General features: G+C 44.8%; 14 protein-coding genes. 9 read left to right on the top strand and 5 right to left on the bottom strand.

Going from position 1 to position 18,888, the window contains the following annotated elements; genetic code table 11:
- Positions 1–13: 13 nt before the first annotated feature.
- The 3 genes from kdsB (at position 14) to ACSUPM_RS08375 (ending at position 2,639) form a co-directional block, all read left to right on the top strand.
- Entirely contained in the window at positions 14–829 is an 816-nt protein-coding gene (kdsB, locus tag ACSUPM_RS08385; RefSeq protein ID WP_350588150.1) for a 3-deoxy-manno-octulosonate cytidylyltransferase, read from the top strand.
- Between the two features lie 166 nt (positions 830–995).
- Entirely contained in the window at positions 996–2,132 is a 1,137-nt protein-coding gene (locus ACSUPM_RS08380; protein ID WP_350588151.1) for a DNA polymerase III subunit delta', read from the top strand.
- 159 nt (positions 2,133–2,291) lie between these two features.
- Positions 2,292–2,639 (top strand): PilZ domain-containing protein, encoded by a 348-nt coding sequence (locus tag ACSUPM_RS08375; protein WP_201566215.1) that lies wholly within the window; start codon positions 2,292–2,294, stop codon positions 2,637–2,639.
- Between the two features lie 258 nt (positions 2,640–2,897).
- Here ACSUPM_RS08375 and ppk2 read toward each other — a convergent pair whose 3' ends face one another.
- Together ppk2 and ACSUPM_RS08365 are read right to left on the bottom strand one after the other, a co-directional pair.
- Positions 2,898–3,977, bottom strand: a complete 1,080-nt coding sequence (ppk2, locus tag ACSUPM_RS08370; protein ID WP_240990777.1) for a polyphosphate kinase 2 — start codon at positions 3,975–3,977, stop codon at positions 2,898–2,900.
- A 192-nt stretch (positions 3,978–4,169) separates the two neighbouring features.
- The gene (locus ACSUPM_RS08365; protein WP_201566214.1) at positions 4,170–5,789 is read right to left on the bottom strand and encodes an acetyl-CoA C-acetyltransferase; all 1,620 of its coding nucleotides are present in this window, start codon (positions 5,787–5,789) and stop codon (positions 4,170–4,172) included.
- Positions 5,790–6,441: 652 nt separating this feature from the next.
- Between ACSUPM_RS08365 and ACSUPM_RS08360 the strand changes: the two genes are divergently transcribed.
- The 4 genes from ACSUPM_RS08360 (at position 6,442) to ACSUPM_RS08345 (ending at position 11,407) form a co-directional block, all read left to right on the top strand.
- On the top strand, positions 6,442–7,842 hold the full coding sequence (locus ACSUPM_RS08360; protein ID WP_201566213.1) for a 3-oxoacyl-ACP reductase: 1,401 nt from the start codon (positions 6,442–6,444) through the stop codon (positions 7,840–7,842).
- A gap of 421 nt (positions 7,843–8,263) precedes the next feature.
- Positions 8,264–9,175 carry a MaoC family dehydratase gene (locus tag ACSUPM_RS08355; RefSeq protein ID WP_025651804.1) on the top strand — a complete coding sequence of 304 codons (912 nt, stop codon included), beginning with the start codon at positions 8,264–8,266 and terminating at the stop codon, positions 9,173–9,175.
- Between the two features lie 87 nt (positions 9,176–9,262).
- A complete protein-coding gene (locus ACSUPM_RS08350; protein WP_025651805.1) occupies positions 9,263–9,835 on the top strand; it encodes a beta-lactamase hydrolase domain-containing protein in 573 nt (190 codons plus the stop codon).
- A gap of 180 nt (positions 9,836–10,015) precedes the next feature.
- The gene (locus ACSUPM_RS08345) at positions 10,016–11,407 is read left to right on the top strand and encodes a serine hydrolase domain-containing protein (protein WP_350588152.1); all 1,392 of its coding nucleotides are present in this window, start codon (positions 10,016–10,018) and stop codon (positions 11,405–11,407) included.
- Between the two features lie 51 nt (positions 11,408–11,458).
- On the opposite strand, the gene ACSUPM_RS08340 is transcribed toward ACSUPM_RS08345, so the two are convergent.
- The 3 genes from ACSUPM_RS08340 to ACSUPM_RS08330 all read right to left on the bottom strand — a co-directional run bounded on the left by ACSUPM_RS08340 (position 11,459) and on the right by ACSUPM_RS08330 (position 15,817).
- Positions 11,459–12,706, bottom strand: a complete 1,248-nt coding sequence (locus ACSUPM_RS08340; RefSeq protein ID WP_201577822.1) for a cation:proton antiporter — start codon at positions 12,704–12,706, stop codon at positions 11,459–11,461.
- 250 nt (positions 12,707–12,956) lie between these two features.
- A complete protein-coding gene (gene ilvD / locus ACSUPM_RS08335; protein ID WP_101211026.1) occupies positions 12,957–14,843 on the bottom strand; it encodes a dihydroxy-acid dehydratase in 1,887 nt (628 codons plus the stop codon).
- 185 nt (positions 14,844–15,028) lie between these two features.
- Complete coding sequence (locus tag ACSUPM_RS08330) at positions 15,029–15,817, bottom strand: hypothetical protein (protein WP_350588153.1); 789 nt, start codon at positions 15,815–15,817, stop codon at positions 15,029–15,031.
- A 228-nt stretch (positions 15,818–16,045) separates the two neighbouring features.
- On the opposite strand from ACSUPM_RS08330, the gene ACSUPM_RS08325 reads away from it, so the two are divergent.
- Complete coding sequence (locus ACSUPM_RS08325; RefSeq protein ID WP_025651810.1) at positions 16,046–16,489, top strand: HIT family protein; 444 nt, start codon at positions 16,046–16,048, stop codon at positions 16,487–16,489.
- Between the two features lie 282 nt (positions 16,490–16,771).
- The gene (locus ACSUPM_RS08320; RefSeq protein ID WP_025651811.1) at positions 16,772–18,817 is read left to right on the top strand and encodes a BCCT family transporter; all 2,046 of its coding nucleotides are present in this window, start codon (positions 16,772–16,774) and stop codon (positions 18,815–18,817) included.
- Positions 18,818–18,888 lie beyond the last annotated feature (71 nt).

Here is an 18,888-nt window from a genome sequence, read left to right as displayed (position 1 = left end):
GTAGGAATAAACCATGTCGCCCACCATTACGCCCGCCAAAACGCATATTGTCGTTCCTGCTCGTTTTAAGAGTACGCGATTACCCGGCAAGCCATTATTAAACATTCATGGCAAGCCGATGATTCTTTGGGTCGCTGAAAAGGCACAGGCAGCACACTTCGCTGATGATATGTGTATTGCGACCGATGATGAGCGTATTGCCAAAGTATGTATAGATGCAGGTTTTGATGTGGTGATGACCAGCGCAGAGCATGCTTCGGGGACTGACCGTTTGGCAGAAGTTGCTGCGATTAAAGGCTGGGCTGAGCATGATATTGTGGTCAATATGCAAGGTGATGAACCGTTGGTACCGCCGCTATTATTAGAGCAGGTGAAGGCGCTGTTGGTAGCAGACAATGACAGCGTGATGGCTACTTTATGTGAGCCTATTGATGACCACGAGACTTTTATGCGTCCATCAGTGGTAAAGGTTGTCAGTCAGCATGCTAATGATTTGCAGCGAGCGCTATATTTTAGTCGAGCACCGATTCCTTGCGATCGCGATGTCTTATTGGCTAATGAAAGCCAGAAACAGCCGCCCAAAAATGCTTATCGTCATTTAGGGTTATATGCTTATCGCGTCAGCCTATTGCAGCAGTTTGTGCATTGGCCGCAAACACCGCTTGAAATACTTGAAAGCTTAGAGCAATTACGCGTTTTAGAGAATGGTGGTCACATTGCTATTGCCACCGCCGCTTGCCAGCTACCAGCAGGTGTCGATACGCAAGAAGATTTAGACCGTTTAAATAGCATGAGTTTGGCAGATTTTCAGAATCCTATGGCTAAATAGCCTAAGTAAAAATATGATTTTTGCCAAGCAATATTATTGTGACGCCTAGCAATCGCACTATCTACTAATCGCGCTATTTACCAATTCATCAAACGCAGTTGTTAAATACGGCCGTGGAATATGATCGTGAAACACAGTCATCAAGCATCGCTATCGAGCAAAATTTATGAGTGACCTCACAGAAAATACAGGTGCATTAGATACCTCAGATGGCATTTATTTTGCACCGTTACTGCCGTGGCAGCAAAGTCTGTGGTCGCAGTTGACCAATCGGGTATCAACGTCGCAGCAGTCTTTGCCTCATGCCCTGCTCGCAGCAGGGATGCAAGGCATGGGTAAGCGCGCGTTTGTATGGCGCTTAGTCGCTTGGTTATTGTGCCGCAAGCGCGATACTCATCCATCTGGCGCTTGCGCAGAATGCGAGAGCTGTCAGTGGCTCAGATCCGGTACCCATCCAAGCCTACAAGTGCTTCCTCTCGTCAGTATGCCAGTCAGTGCAGAAAATATAAGCAATAGAGAAACTGCCAATAGTAACGCTAAAGACAAAAAATCTGCCAAAGCCGCCAGCAACAGTGCTCTTAAAATAAAAGTTGATGATATTCGTGCGTTGCAGCCTTTTATTTATCAAGGCGGGCAGGGGATGCGCATCTGCGTGTTAGATCATGCCGAGCAAATGACCGTTGCTGCTGCCAATGCGCTACTTAAGACGTTGGAAGAGCCACAAGCGCAAGTCCATTTATTCTTAATCAGTGATACGCCAGCGCAGCTATTACCCACTATCAAAAGTCGGGTTCAGCAGCTAGCTCTGCAAACTATTGAGCCTGCTAGCGCTGTTGACTATGTCACACAAGCGCTTGGGTCTACAGTTAATCGTGAAGCGGTCGCTACGTCGGCGATTGAGCAGCTTATCCAATTGGCAAACGGTGCGCCTTTAGCAGCAATAGCGTTGGCGCAAGCACCTTGGTACAGTAAGCGCGCGTTATGGCTGACAACATGGCAAGCGTTACGTAGTGGCAAACGAAGTAGCGTGGCAGCCAGCGATTATTGGCAAACCCAGCTGAGTATCGCAGAGTTTATCCAGCTGTCTGAGCTGATGCTGCTTGATATGCGCCGTGTCTGCTTAGGATTGAGCGAGCTGCAAAAAGACATCAGTCTCTCAGTAGCATTAGACACTTATCAACCTACTGACAGTGGTTTAGAGGGCTTTGCGACTAGCCTACAACAGACTAAAATTGCGCTACAACAAAATGTGCAAGAAAAATTCGCCTATGATAAGCTAATGCAAGAGTTGGCCTATCTATAGTCAATCCACCATAGAAAGTAAGTAGAGCATGACTAAGAAGATTAAGATGCTTAATGATCATTTGGTGGTTTGTTAATGTACTGGTCTCTTTATTATTTATTATGTATTATTTATTACTCATAAAAATATCTCAAACCTCATTTATAAAGGAAGCGGACTATGGCAATGCCAGGGCGTGGCGGGATTCTAACCTGCCATATGGAAGATATCGAAACGTTGTACGCCAGCTATTTATCCTTTGTCAATAATGGGGCATTATTTATTCCCTCTGACCGCGTGCAAAAGCTGGGCGATGAGGTGTTTATTGCGGTGACTTTACCCAACTCTAGCGAGCGTTTACCGATGAATGGTAAGGTGGTATGGATTAATTCTAAAGCCCAAAGCGGTCGTCCAGCCGGTTTTGCCGTGCAGATTGGCACTGATATCGCAGGCCAAAGAATTAAAAACGAAGTCGAGCGTTTATTGGCTGGTAAGATTGACAGTTTACAGTCTACTTATACTATGTAGCATGTATATAGTCAGAGCACTTTTAAACCGCTACGGTGTTACCCGCCCTAGATGTACTCAGTGTACTATCTGCGGTCGGTCGCCTTGTAGCGATTCTAAAATTCCTTGACTATATCTATCCATACGCTTATCTGTTGAAATAATAATGAGTTTCAAAATAAATAGTGGGATAAAAAACGCCGCCTTATATATAAGGCGGCATTTTTTTAAGTAAAATAAGGCTGGATTAAGTAAGACTAAGTAAAGAAAAAAGATATGTTAATAACGCGGTGGTACATACATATCGTCTGGAATTGGCTCACGATAGTATTCATCATCACGCTTGCGTTCGGGCAATTCTACTTCATCGCGTGGCACTTCTTTATAAGGAATTTGCTCAAGCAGATGAGCAATACAATTTAATCTCGCCCGTTTCTTGTTATTGCCTTCGACCACCCACCAAGGTGCTTCAGGAATATGAGTACGCTCGAACATGGTTTCTTTGGCCTTGGTATAATCCTCCCAACGCCGCCGTGATTGCAGGTCCATCGGTGAGAGTTTCCACTGCTTAAGCGGGTCATGAATGCGGCTCATAAAGCGCGAATGTTGCTCATCATCAGTAATCGAAAACCAGTATTTGACCAAGCGAATGCCGGAGCGCACTAGCATACGCTCAAACTCGGGCACCGACTGAAAAAACTCCTCATACTGCGCATCCGTACAAAAACCCATAACGTGCTCGACGCCGACGCGGTTATACCAACTACGATCAAATAGGACAATTTCACCAGCGGCAGGTAAGTGCGCCACGTAACGTTGAAAATACCATTGTGATTGCTCACGTTCCGTTGGTGCAGGTAGGGCAGCGACTCTACAAACGCGCGGGTTTAAGCGTTGGGTGATACGCTTAATGGCACCGCCTTTGCCCGCCGAATCACGACCCTCAAATATCACCACAATACGCTCACCGCGAGCCACTACCCAATCTTGTAGCTTGATAAGCTCACGTTGCAAGCGCACCAACTCTTGGAAATAAGTACGCCGATCGAGCTTTTCTTGTGCGCTCATCTCACGGCCATCAAAACGAAAATCGCGCATATAGTCATCGATTTCGTTCTCAAGCTCTTCATCATAGGTATCAATTAAGTCTTCATGCATTCTACGACGCAACGTATCGTCAAAGACTTCTTTGTCGATACGTTCAATAATAGTGGTTTGTTCTAGCTGGTTCTGATCACCGCGTTCTTCCGTTCTTAAAGGTTGGGGGTCAATCGTTGAGAATGTTTTCGTCACATCAAACTCCTCAGGGCTAAAAATGGCTTGCTTAAGCTTTTTTAACAAATACTTTGTCATACCCATAAACGTTACCTTTGATCGGCTAAGTGGTTTTGCAAACCCTTGTTGTTAGAGGTTCCTTAATAATAACAAATACAGCCAACAAAAAAATGCCCTTTAATTAATTAAAGGGCATTTTTAGTTGAAACTAGTGTGTTGGTTAAACAGGTCAACCAACGCATTTATTCCGCATGGTTATTCTTGCTGTTTTTAAGATTACTTCTCTAAGATACAAGTAACGCCTTGACCGCCAGCGGCACAGATAGAGATAAGGGCACGACCTGAGCCTTTTTGATCCAATAATTTAGCAGCAGTGGCTAAGATACGACCACCAGTCGCAGCAAATGGATGACCTGCTGCCAATGATGAACCATTGACGTTGAGCTTGCTACGATCGATAGAGCCTAGTGGGGCGTCAAGACCTAGACGCTCTTCACAGAATTTCTCATCTTCCCAAGCCGCTAGCGTTGATAGCACTTGTGAAGCAAAGGCTTCATGAATCTCATAAAAGTCAAAATCCTGTAGTGTCAGACCAGCGCGCTCAAGCATACGCGGTACGGCATAAGCAGGTGCCATTAGTAAACCTTCTGTCGTGCCAGACTTACCGATGAAATCAACAGCGGCGGTCTCTTGATGGACGATGTAGGCCAATGGCTTAAGACCGTGCTCTTTTGCCCATTCATCCGTACCCAATAGTACACAAGAAGCACCATCAGTTAGCGGCGTAGAGTTGGCGGCAGTCATCGTTGGATTGGCATTCTTTTTGCCAAATACGGGCTTCAATTTACCTAGTTTCTCTAAAGTAGTGTCTGGACGCAAGTTATTGTCGCGAGTCAGACCTTTGTAAGGTGTAATCAAGTCATCAAAGAAACCTTCGTCATAAGCGCGTGCTAGGTTTTGATGGCTATTAAAGGCCAGCTCATCTTGTGCTTCACGGCTAATATTCCACTCAAGCGCAGTGATGGCCTGATGGTCGCCCATAGATAGACCAGTACGTGGCTCACCGTTTTGTGGTGAATCAAGTAAGTCTTTTGGATTTAAACCCATCAGTGCTTTTAGACGTTGTTTGTTGTCTTTAGCAGCACCAAGTTTGATAAGAACTTTACGTAGGCCATCGCCAACTGCGATAGGGGCGTCAGAGGTGGTATCTACACCACCAGTGATGGCTGAATCGATAATGCCAAGGGCGATTTTGTTGGCAGAAGCAAACGTCGCTTGCAAGCCAGTCCCACAAGCTTGTGAGATGTCATAAGTAGGGGTATGCGGGTTTAGAGCGGTGCTTAATGTGGCTTCACGAGTTAGGTTGATGTCACGGCTTAGCTTCATAACGGCACCAGCAACGACTTCACCGACTTTTTCGTCTTGTAGATTAAAGCGCTCAATCAGACCGTTCAACGCAGCGGTTAGCATATCTGTGTTGCTGACGTCTGCGTATGAGCCGTTTGAGCGGGCAAATGGGATACGGTTACCCCCTAAGATTGCGACGCGATTTTGACCTGAAGCAAGTTTGCTCGCGCTTGACTTTTTCGCAGTAGTGGCGGTCTTTTTAGCAGCTGCAGTATCGACTTTATCATCCGTTTCTTTTGCGCTGGCAGTGCTTTTGGTGTTCGTGTTTTTAGTGTCAGTATCTTTTACAGCAGATGTTTTGGCCGTAGTTGCTTTATTATCGGTGCTGCTGGTTTTATTAGCGGCAGTGTCTTTTTTAGCGCTATCTGCTGACTTAGCATTGTCTGACTTGGTATTTTCAGACTTAGCATTGTTTGCTTTGCTATCAGTAGACTTTACGACTGTGCTTTCAACAACAGGGCTCTCAGGGTGATTATTTTTATTACTCATAATATTATCCTTAAAATATTGGCAGAAGAAAAAAAGAAAATAGCCCTTAAAAAGGGTGACTAATCAAAATATATTGCTTAAGTTGCTCAGCAGTATGACTCAGTGATTTAATGCAGTGAACAGATATTATCATTTATTGTACCGTCTAGCTGTGTATCATAAGGCGTTTTTGCTGCCTTACTGTATGTCTTTAGCAAACTATGTGACTCTTATTTAAGCTCAGTAATCTCTCAGTCCACTGATAGCTATAAAGGCAGCCATGATATTTCTTAGAATGATAACTTTCGTAGACTGGCTAGTATTGATTATTAGCATTGCATAACGGCACGTTTGATAATATATTGTTATCGATAAATGCATTTGCCATAACTTATAGGTCTGATTTTAGCACAAGATAGCAATTTTTAAATCTAAAAAAAGAGACTGTCTTGTATACTGGCTTGTTTACAGATTGTTATAGACATTTTTGGCTTTTGGACTTGTTTACTATGTGAGTGTATAGTTAAGGCAGTTTTGTACCCATTTACTAAATATAAATAATTATGATGCTGATGAGTCTTTATACTTGTTGATGTTTGTATGAGTGATTATAAAAGACAAATTCCATTTTTCATTTACTCTTATCTTAACCTTTCGTTATAGGAACTATATTATGTCAGACCGTTATGGTGATTTTGTTCAATCTTCTATTGGTAAAAAAGTCGCAAAAAACTTAGGCTTGCCTATGCCGGTAGAGCTTGACCGTTTTGATAGTGGTCAACCCTTGGTACGCGGTAGCGTATTGGTCGGTCGCGCTGCTGGCGATGACAAAAGCGTGAGTGAGTCAATCGCCCGCATCTTGTCAGACGTCCATGCCGAGGTATTTGTCAATAGCAGCGATGGTATCAAAGATGCGCTTTCTGATGCGGGTGTTGAGGCAAAAGCCAATACGGGCGGCGATGATAAATTTAAAGTCTTGCTTTTTGACGCCAGTAATATCAGTAATGCTGACCAGCTTAAAGAAGTGTATGAATTCTTCCACACCGTTGCTCGCCGCGTAGAACGATCAGGTCGAGTAATCATCGTGGGCCGTACGCCAGAAAACTCGACTGATATCGAAGCAGCATTGGCACAACGTGCGCTTGAAGGCTTTGTGAAGTCAGTTGGTAAAGAGTTTAAGCGTGGTATTACTGCACAGCTTGTCTACGTTGAAGAAGGTGCTGAGCAAAATCTAGATTCGACACTACGCTTTTTCACTTCTGCGCGCTCAGCTTATGTGTCAGGACAAGTCGTACGCGTCAGCAAAGGCGATAACGTCGATGTCGATTGGACACAGCCTCTAGGCGGCAAAACCATGCTAGTCACTGGCGCAAGTCGCGGTATCGGCGAAGCCATCGCGCGCGTATTGGCTCGTGAAGGGGCTCATGTTATCTGTCTTGATGTTCCGCAGCAGCAAGCTGACTTGCAAAAAGTCGCTAGCGAAATTAGTGGCTCTGTCTTAACCGTCGACATCACCAGTGCCGACGCGGGCAAAGAAATCGCAGAAGCAGCGCAAAAGCGTGGCGGTCTAGACTCAATTATCCATAACGCTGGCGTGACACGTGATAAAACCTTGGCAAAAATGGATGAGAAAAAGTGGGACATGGTCATCAATATCAACTTAGGCAGTATCGCTAAGCTGAACCGCTACTTGCTTGACAATGACGTCCTAAAAGAAAACGCGCGTATCGTTTGCGTATCATCTATCTCAGGCATCGCGGGTAACTTGGGTCAAACCAACTATGCCACTTCAAAAGCAGGCGTGATTGGCTTGGTTGATGCCACTGCCAAGCAGTTAGAAGATAACGCTAAGGGCATGACTATCAACGCTGTTGCTCCAGGATTTATCGAAACGCAAATGACAGAAGCCATCCCATTTGCTATTCGTGAAGCGGGTCGCCGTATGAACTCAATGAGTCAAGGCGGCTTACCAGTCGACGTCGCTGAGACTATCGCATGGTTTGCATCTCCTGCTTCTGGCGGTCTAAATGGCAACATTGTACGCGTTTGTGGTCAAAGCTTGCTAGGTGCATAGCCTTGAGTGCATAGTCCTAATTCGTTTGTGGGTATAGGTGATGAATTTGCTCATGGTAAATCCATGATATAACTTACAATTTTTTATGTGCCTCACATATGCTTACGAAAGAATTGCTGATAAATTGTAATAAAGCTGCCCAAGGGTGGCTTTTTTATGATAAAAACACAGGAACTTTATGATAAAAGCACAGGAACCATGAGCCCAATTGATTTTTGTTGGGATAAGCGCCTATACTAGATATAAGGAATAGGTATAAAAAATATCTATATATAACGGCTGCCTTGTATGAAAAATGCTATGTATTAAATATATCGAGCAGAGCGCTTATAACATCACTCAACGGTAAGCTTAATCAACGACTTCATAGCATCTCGAGATGCACTAAGAAAATTAGCTTGAGCCACACTTAGGATTTATTATGTCAGACAAACATTATGATGCGTTGCCAAAAGCGCATACGACTTACGCCAATATCGTAAAAAGCTTATTGCCAATTGGCAATAGTGGCAAAATCAGTAAAGACCAGTTGCCGCAAGCGACCTATTATGTAGATGACTTACACATCGATCAAAGCAACCTTGATGATTACCGCAAGATTTGTGGTTTTGCTGATAATGGCAAAGTGCCTGTGACGTATTTTTCGGTCTTATCGCAAACATTACAGATGAATATGATGGTCAAAGAGCCGTTCCCGTTTGCCATGTTAGGTCTGGTACATGTGGATAATAGCGTGACTCAGTACCGTCCTATCGGTGAGCGTGAGACTGTCGCTATGGCAGTGAAGTTCGATAACTTGCGTGATCATGCTCAAGGTCAACAGTTCGACTTTGTGACGACGGTCAAGTCAGAGGACGAAGTCATTTGGGAAGGAACGTCAACCTATCTGTCACGTAGTAAAAAATCGGACAGTAGCAAAAAAGATAATAAAAGCAGCCCGCGTGCAGTAACGGTGAAGCCAGCAGTGAACGCTGACGGCGTGCATAGCATCTTTGAAGTGCCAGAGGACATTGGTCGTCGCTATGCTTTTGTTTCAGGTGACTTCAACCTTATCCATCTGCATCCATTATCAGCGCGCGCGTTTGGTTTTCCTAAAGCCATTGCTCACGGTATGTGGTCAAAGGCCAAGTGCCTTGCCATGATGGACGAGCTACCTGATGCTTGTACGGTTGATGTGTCATTTAAGTTGCCTATCTTTTTGCCTGCTGAAGTAGAGCTTATTGGCGATCCGGTCGCGCAGCTTGACAATGCAGACGACACTTGTGAGTTTGGCTTATATAGCTCTAAAAACGACAAGCCACATCTGGCGGGTGTTATTAAATTGCAGAAGTGACCGTTAATTAACTGCCAACAAAACGATAACCAGTAAGCTAAGACGCCTTTATCTCAATAGCCACACCTAACGAACACATTTATAACTATGACTTCACAAAATAAAGTAACCAGTACCGTACATTCTGATCGCTCGGCCGCAGCTGATACAGTCGCTGCGAACGATTACGCTGCGACTGACAGCGCTACTATTGACATCAGCGCTTGTGATAATGGTGTCGATCTTGCCACTATTTTCGTCCCTTACTTTCGCCCTGATGCAAATACCATTGTGTGCGGTGCGCTCGATGAGGAAAAAGTGGCGGCTTTGGCCGAAGCTGGGGTTGAGCTAGTCATTAACTTACAACCTGATGACGAGTTGAGCTTTGATGAAGCAGCAGCAGTTGAGCGGGCAGGCATGCACTATGAGCAGCTGGCTATTAGCGGCGCTGCAGATTTAAAGCAGCTTAAGATATTGGCGTTTGATAATATCTTACGCCAACATCATGGCAAAAAAACAGCGTTGCACTGTGGCTCTGGCAATAGAGTAGGTGCAGCGATTGCTCTGCGGGCAGGTTGGCTACGCGGGCGTAAGATGGATACGGCTATGGAGCGTGGTCGCGGTCATGGTTTGACGAAGCTTGAAGACGAAGTTTATAAGCGTTTGTTAGTACCGCGCTAAAGCATGAAGAGAAGTAATAAAAAAGGCGACCAATAGGTGGCCTTTTTTATTATTAAATAATTTATTGGTATTTTATAAATGCCGTAGTATATAAATGCTTAAGATTAAGGCGCTAAGGCGTTTTAAAATCTTGAAGTTTCAATGACCTGTCATAATTATAAAGAATGGAGTAAAGCAACCATGAGCGACAACAATAATAAAACCAATCAAAACCCTAACGATCAAACCGATAGCGAGCTTCAGCAACATTTGCAGCGAATACTTACCGATTTACAGCTTGATGATGCGCCTGCTGGTGGTGCGGTGGTTGTCTATCAGGACGGCAAATGTATCGCACAAGCGAGCATAGGGCTGGCGCGCGCGAATTTGTCATGGAGTCCTGATACTTTATCGCTTAATTTTTCGACGGGTAAGGGCGTATTGGCAACGCTGGTGCATGTATTGGTTGCGCAGCAGTTGCTTGCTTATGATGAGCCGATTGCCAGCTATTGGCCCGCATTTGCTGCCCAGCATAAAGGTGATATTACGCTACGCCATGTTATGTCGCATCAAGCCAATTTATTCTCTATTCAGAGTATTGATGCGGACAGTGAAGAGTTGCTCGATTGGCAGTTGATGCTTAGTAAAGTCGCTGCGATGTCAGTCACTGCACCTGAAGATGCCGAGTTATACGACAGCGCGTATAGTGCCTTAGTCTATGGCTGGGTATTAGGCGGCGTGATAGAAGCGGTGACTGAGCTGTCATTGGCTGAGGCGCTGCGGCATTATTTGACTGAACCACTGGGTATCGCAGACAGTTGTTATTTCGGCGTACCCGCTAGCAAAGTAGACCAAGTGGCGATGCTGGCCAAAAACTTTGCTGGGTCAAATGAGGACAGCTCACAGTTAGGTAATAGGCGTCATAAACCTACGATAAAAGCAGACTCAGCAGAGACATTAAAAACGTATGCAAATCTGCCCAGTTATGGGTGTTGGCAGCAGCACACGTTAGAAAATAAAGAAACGGCAAGTACAATTCAGGGTGATGAGCAAAACAACCTGCCTATTTTAGACACGGCTCATATTAATGGTTTGTATTTCAATACGAGCAAGCTGAATCTAAGAAATTATAAAGCGGCACTCATACCTGCTAATAAACAACCTATTGACTATTACCAGCGTGAGACGTTACAAGCAGCCATTCCAGCGGCCAACGGTGTTGCCTCAGCGCAGGCACTAGCCACTATCTATGCGATGTTGGCTAATGGCGGGCAATGGCAGGGACGCACGCTTATTGATAGCGCCACTTTTGAGGCGCTAGCCAAACCGCAAGTCACAGGGCTAGATGCTGTCATGCCATCGAATATGGATTGGCGCTTGGGTTATCATCGACTACTCAGTATTTGTGCTGATACTCAAGCGAGCTTTGGTCATATGGGTTATAACGGTTCGGTTGCGTGGTGTGATCCTGCGCGGCAGTTATCCTTTGCCTTTATTCATAACTTTGATACCACGATGCTCAACGATGTTCGTCAGTTTGCCCTAACCGAAGCTGTGTTTGGCTTGTTGGACAATAAAATCCTAGCGCCATAAAGATACAGAGTGATCATAATCACTGTTGATTTATCCGTATTGGGGTGAGGGTTAATGTGGTTTTTTCGGCGTCATTTTAAGCAACTTTGTGGCGCTGAGGCCATGGATAAAGATTGAAGCCAGAATCACAATCGAGCAGACGACCCATAATTTGAGCGCATCTTCCTCACCAAAAAAACCTTGATTGAGCGCGTAAGATAAATAATATAAGGTACCAATACCGCGGATGCCCAATGCAGAGATGGCATATTTTTCAGTGTGTGGCAAGTTTAGCCCAGACAGGGCAATGAAGCCGCCAATCGGACGTATCAATAATAAAAAAGTAAAGCTGACGATATAGACACGCCATGTTAGCTCAACACCCGACTGTAACCCTTGACCGAGAAACATCCCAAAAGTGACGAGCACGAGTGACATCAGCAAGCCTTCTGATTGCTCTGCAAAGTCATGCAGCTTGTTATGGTAACTGTGTTCATGCTCTGAACGACGAAAAGCAAATGCTGCGATGAATACCGCAATAAAACCATAGCTATGTACCAATTCTGCTAAACCGTAGGCCAGTAGTGTTAGCGCAATCACCAGATACCCTTGAGAGATGGTGGTTTCGTGGCTGTACTTTGAAAACACCAATTTTGCTAACAGTTTACCGACGATGATACCAACTACCAAGCCTGCGCCAATTTTCCACAGTACGTCATGAGTAAACCACGACCAGAGCATCTCACCAGTAAAATCCTTACCTTCGCTAAAAGCCTCTGCTATTTTAATCGCCAAATAAACAAATGGAAAAGCCAGCCCATCGTTTAATCCAGCTTCTGAGGTTAAGGTGAATCGCGGCGTATCTTCACCGCCTGTGTTCGGTGGTCCGACTTGAATGCTAGAGGCCAATACGGGATCAGTCGGTGCCAGTACCGCGCCCAGTAAGATTGCTGCACCCATACTAAGACCAAAAGCATAATAACCCAAGGCCGCCATAGCAAAGATGCCAATTGGCATAGTGATAAGCAACAGACGGACAGTCGGGCGCCACAATCGCCAAGACAACTTAGTGTCAATCTTGATACCTGCGCCAACCAAAGAGACCAACACCACAATCTCGGTTAATTTCTCGACGATTAAACCATTATCAAGCGGATTTAAAAATGATAATGTCGTCCAATAATAACCCATCAGTAGACCAAAGCTGACTTGCAACATAGGTAAGGAGATAGGCGTGCGCTTAAAGATAATAGGAAACAACGCCCCTAATAAAAAGGTGATGCCACAGACCAATAAGAATAAATTATAGTTTTCAATCATAGGTTTGCTACACACTGTGTCATAGGGTTTAAATTTTTTAGGTTAGAGGGTATTTATTAGCTCATTAATAATGACGGTAAAAATTTTTTATTACCACAAAAAAACGTTATCAGAATAGTGACTACGTTGTTTTTTGGTGAAAAAAAAGCCTGAATACTAAAAAGCCTGCATCACGCAGACTCTTTTAGTATCTAGGCTTAGGATAATTCTAGTAAAAATATTCTAAAAAACGCTAGGTAAGGTTTTTAGCTTAGCGCTCTACTTGGCTCACATCGCGCACCGCACCAGTATCAGCACTGGTAGTCATTGCTGCATAAGCACGTAGGGCAGGAGAAACATGACGCTCACGGCTCACAGGTTTCCAAGCATCGCGTCCGCGAGCTTCCATCGCTTCGCGGCGAATGGCCAAATCGGCATCACTGACTTGCATGTTAATCGTACGATTAGGAATGTCGATATGGATGGTATCGCCTTCTTCAACCAGACCAATGGCTCCGCCTTCAGCCGCTTCAGGGCTGGCATGACCGATTGAGAGCCCAGATGTACCACCAGAGAAACGACCATCGGTGAGTAGAGCGCATTCTTTACCCAAGCCTTTTGACTTCAGATAAGTCGTTGGATACAGCATTTCTTGCATACCAGGGCCGCCTTTCGGGCCTTCATAGCGGATGATGACAACATCACCTGCAACAATTTGATCATCAAGAACGGCGGCGACAGCATCATCTTGTGATTCAAAGAGTCGCGCGCGCCCTGTGAAAACTAAGATGCTTTCATCGACACCAGCGGTTTTGACCACGCAGCCACGCTCTGCAATATTGCCGTATAGTACAGCAAGGCCACCATCGGTTGAATAAGCATGCTGGGCACTGCGGATACAGCCTGACTCACGGTTGACGTCAAGGTTTGACCATTCTTTTGACTGAGAAAACGCCTCAGTCGTGCGCACGCCACCAGGCGCGGCGATATAACGCGCACGTGCCTCAGTATTGTCAGGGTTCATGATGTCCCATTTATCAATCGCTGCTTTCATCGTCTCACTATGGATGGTCGGCACGTCAGTCTTCAATAATCCGGCACGATCAAGCTCGGCTAGTAATGCAAAGACACCACCAGCACGATGCACATCTTCCATATGGTACTTTTGCGAGGCAGGCGCAACTTTTGCCAGACAAGGTACGCCGCGACTCAGGCGATCGATATCTGACATTTTAAAATCAACTTCCGCTTCGTTGGCGGCTGCCAATAAATGCAAAATAGTATTGGTCGAGCCACCCATGGCGATATCTAGGGTCATCGCATTTTCAAAAGCTGCCTTACTGGCGATTGAGCGCGGTAATACCGAATCATCATCTTGCTCATAGCGACGCTTGGCTAATGAGACGATGGTGCGACCCGCTTCTAAAAATAATTCACGACGCAGCGAATGAGTAGCTAACAGCGAGCCATTACCCGGTAATGCCAGTCCTAACGCTTCGGTCAAGCAGTTCATCGAGTTGGCCGTGAACATACCTGAGCATGAGCCACAAGTCGGGCAGGCTGAAGCTTCAATAGCGGCGACATCTTCATCACTAATGCTGTCATCAGCGGCATCCATCATCGCATCGACGAGATCCAGCTTACGAACGGCGCTGCCGTTACTGTCTTCATTATTGTGACTTTTACCGACTGTACTGGCCAAAATTTTGCCCGCTTCCATCGGCCCACCTGAAATAAATACCACGGGAATATTAAGGCGCATTGCGGCCATCAACATACCAGGGGTGATTTTATCGCAATTAGAAATGCAAACTAGGGCATCGGCGCAATGCGCATTGACCATGTATTCAACAGAATCGGCAATCAAGTCGCGACTCGGTAGTGAATACAACATACCGCTATGACCCATGGCAATACCGTCATCTACCGCAATGGTATTAAACTCTTTTGCGACGCCGCCCGCTTTTTCAATCTCACGCGCCACCATTTGCCCGAGGTCTTTTAGATGCACATGACCGGGTACAAACTGGGTAAAGGAGTTGGCAATTGCAATAATTGGTTTGCCAAAGTCGCCGTCAGTCATACCTGTTGCACGCCATAGGGCACGTGCACCTGCCATATTACGACCACCAGTAGAGGTTTTTGAGCGATAATCCATGTGATATTCCTTACAAATAAGCGAGATTTATGAACGTGTGCAGCATCAGCTGTGATGCCGATAGTGTGCTTTTTATGTAGAGTGAGTACTAGTGAATAATACTAATTCGTTACCATACCATTAGCTATGAGTAACTAAAAATAATGGGGCAATAAACAATCGATCAATATGAGACAACATACTCGCTACTCAAGACGCGCTAAGATAGCATCATCAAACCATGGTAACTCGGTTTTGTCAGCTTCTAATTTGGCAATGACCGTCAATGCATGCGTGGCTAATAATTGTTGGTAATCAGCGTTGGCCTCAATAGTCAGTAGCGGCGCTTCAGTTGTGCCATGTTCATCGATACTGATTAAGGTCTGTTTGGTATTTTTATATAGGATATCAACGCGACCAAAAAACTGCCAGTCTTTAAAGGCTGCAGTGATAGCGTCCGCTTCATTCTGTGTATAAATCTGCTGGGTGTCTTTACCAGTATTGGTCCAATGCAAGCGTACCGCCAATTGTAGCGCCTCGCTAAACACCACCAACGAGCCAATGACTTTGACATGCCAAGGGCTAGTTATCAGCGCTTTATCAATACCGATAAATTTCGCCGCCTCAACAGCCGTCATAGGCGTATTAAACTGCGCCAGCAATTTGGGCGTCAGCGGATAAGTTGCTTTGATACTGTCTTCTAGGCTGTCGTAATGATATAAGAATGGCAGCGGCAGATCTTGGGTGATAATCTTCTTAATAATTTTACAGTTATGGATACGCCAGCTGATCGTTTTATCGCTTAGTGCTTCTGCCAAGATAATCGCATTGGAATCTATCTTTTGACTGTTATTATCAACCGCAGATTCGTTCTCTACACCGCTATTATTCATAGCAGGGGTGCCAGTATTGCCAGAGGCAGATTCTGTATTATGAGGGTCTGAATAAGAGTCGTTGGCTGTAAATGAGTGAGTCGGCAAGGTAGGCAAATCCATAAACGTCGTGTCAGCAAAATAGGCTATTAATATAACATTTATAGTAGGCACCTCGCCAATAAATTAATGGCTTCAAGAGGTGAAGGTTTGCTTCGACAATTTGGATGGATAGGCAATTACAGATAGCCATTATGGTAACTTGTGCTTAACCCATAATTCGTCCACTATATGACAGACATTGTATTCAATACTGATAATCAAACAATCAAACAATCAAAGGAAAAAATAATGACACAAGCCAATCAACCGACTAATTATGACGACAGTAATATTTTTGCCAAAATGCTAGACGGTGATATTCCCTATCATAAAGTATATGAAGATGATAAAACGCTCGCCTTTATGGACATCATGCCGCAAGCAGAAGGTCACGTGTTGGTTATCCCCAAGCAAAAAGCCGTTGATTTAGGTGATTTGGAGCCAGAATATGCCGCAGCAGTATTAATGACCTCTAAAAAGATCGTGCAAGCACAGCGTCAATTATTTGAGCGTGAAGGTGTTATCCAGATGCAGTTGAATGGGTCACAAGCAGGGCAGACCGTCTTTCATTATCACGTGCATCTGATTCCATCAAGCATTCATGAGCTAGGTCGTCATGCAGTGACACAGGCAGATCATGGAAAATTGGCTGAGACGGCTAAACAACTTGCTGCAGTGATTTCTACTTTATAAGACAAGAACACCGTTTTATTACTTGGTAAATCAACTTTGCGCGTTAGATATTAAGCGTTTCTTGATAATTATAATTAGGCGGCTAACAAGCGGCCTTTTTTATTGCTTGGTAATAGTCATGTAACATTCGTTAAAGTAGTGTTACAAGTGAAAGGTACATCTGGGGTTGAGGCAAAGAGTGTGGTACAAATTATATTTTGTTGGGCGCACCGGTTCTACATTGTGTTTACCAACAACCTTTATATTTAATAACGCTGCATTAATTTGAGGACATCACTTTTTATGAGTAAATTACCTCGCTCTACCATTTTGCTGCCAGTATTTGTACCAGCCGCCACCATTATGCTGTTATTGGTCATTGGCACAGCGATTAATCCAGTAGCTGCTGGCGAGCTATTTAGTACCGTACTGGCATTTACCACCGATACTTTCGGTTGGTTTTATATGTTGGCAGTTGCCATATTTTTGATGTTTATTATTGCTTTAGCGTTTTCGTCTTATGGCAGTATTAAGCTGGGTCCTGACCATGCCGAGGCTGAGTATAAGTTCCTTGAATGGTTCGCCATGCTGTTTTCCGCAGGGTACGGTATCGCGTTATTGTTCTATGGAGTGGCAGAGCCTGTGTTGCATTTTGCCAGTCCGCCGCTGTCCACGCCGCAGACGATTGAGGCTGCAAAAGAAGCCATGCAAATTGCTTATTTCCACTGGGGTTTTCATATTTGGGCAATTTATGGCGTGGTAGGTTTGTCGCTGGCGTATTTCTCCTTTCGTCATGGTTTGCCATTGTCAGTACGCTCAACGCTATATCCATTAATCGGTGATAAAATCTACGGCCCTATTGGTCATACCGTCGATGTGTTTGCGATTGTGGGTACGATGTTTGGTATCGCTACCAGTTTAGGGCTGTCAGTGGCGCAAATTAACGCCGGTTTAAACTATCTGCTACCAGATATGGTGCCAGTGAATACCACGGTGCAGGTTATCATCATTGCTTTGGTAACAGCCGCTGCCTTGGTCTCTGTGTTAGCTGGGATGGACAAAGGCGTAAAGCGCTTGTCTATCTTAAACATGTTGTTAGCAACGGCATTGATGCTATTTGTCTTCATCGTTGGCCCAACTGTTTTTATACTCAATGCCTTTATGGAAAATACAGGCAGCTATTTGGGTAATATCGTTGAGCGTACCTTTAGCCTGCAAGCCTATCAATCGAGTGATTGGATCGGTAGCTGGACACTATTTATCTTTGCATGGACGATTGCATGGGCGCCTTTTGTTGGGTTGTTTATTGCCAAAATCAGTCGTGGTCGCACCATTCGTGAGTTTGTGCTGGGCGTAATGTTAGTACCAACACTATTTACTTTCTTTTGGTTTTCAGTATTTGGTGATACCGCGCTACACATGATTATGGTCGATGGTTATGATGCCTTGATTAGTGAGGTGCAAAACAACCAAGCGATAGCCTTATTTAAATTGTTAGAAAACTTACCCTTCACTCAGATTGTCTCGTCATTGACAGTAGTACTGATTATTACCTTTTTTGTGACCTCATCTGATTCAGGGTCATTAGTGATTGACTCGCTTGCTGCAGGTGGACGTAGCGATACGCCATGGTGGCAGCGCTCGTTTTGGGTGATCACCGAAGGGGCCGTCGCTGCAGTTTTACTCATCGCGGGTGGTCTAAGCGCGTTGCAAACAGCCGCTATCGTCAGTGCCTTACCGTTTGCGGTCATTATCTTGATTTCGACATTTGGTATGTGGCGCGCGCTACGGATTGAGGGGCATCGCAATCAAAGCTTAGCCAATGACAATCATCTGCCGCCACATCTACTAAAGCTAGACGCGTGGCGTGACCGTATTGATTATATGACCAATCAGCCAACGCGCGATAAAGTGCTGGGTTATATCAAAGGCACGGTTCTATCATCGATGAATGAGGTGGCAGAGAAGTTTGCCGAAACGGGTTGGTTGCCAGATGTTAATTATGATGAGGTCAATGACCGTGCTGTATTGGAATTAAGACGTGGCGATAACGTGGAGTTCTGGTACGAGGTTCGTTTGTCAGAGCATGAGATTCCTGACTACTATACCGAAGATATGGCCAATGAATTACCACAAGAGCATCACCATCGCGCTGAGGTATATCTGCGCCGTGGTGGCCAAACTTATGACTTATATGGGTATCAATCAGAGTCGGTGATTAATGATATTATTGATCAGTTTGAGAAGTACCTACATTTCTTGAATGTCTCGCCAGATAGCTTGCCGTGGCGTATGCAACAACATGATGAAGATATCACGTTGGAGCAGGGCAGTGTATTTGATAAATAGAGCGTTGATCATCCGATAAACAAAAAGGCAGCTGAAAAGTTGCCTTTTTTTGGAGATATTTATGTTGTTTA

Source organism: Psychrobacter okhotskensis, from assembly GCF_965638355.1.
Classification (GTDB): domain Bacteria; phylum Pseudomonadota; class Gammaproteobacteria; order Pseudomonadales; family Moraxellaceae; genus Psychrobacter; species Psychrobacter okhotskensis.
This window is presented reverse-complemented; position numbering and strand designations above follow the sequence as displayed.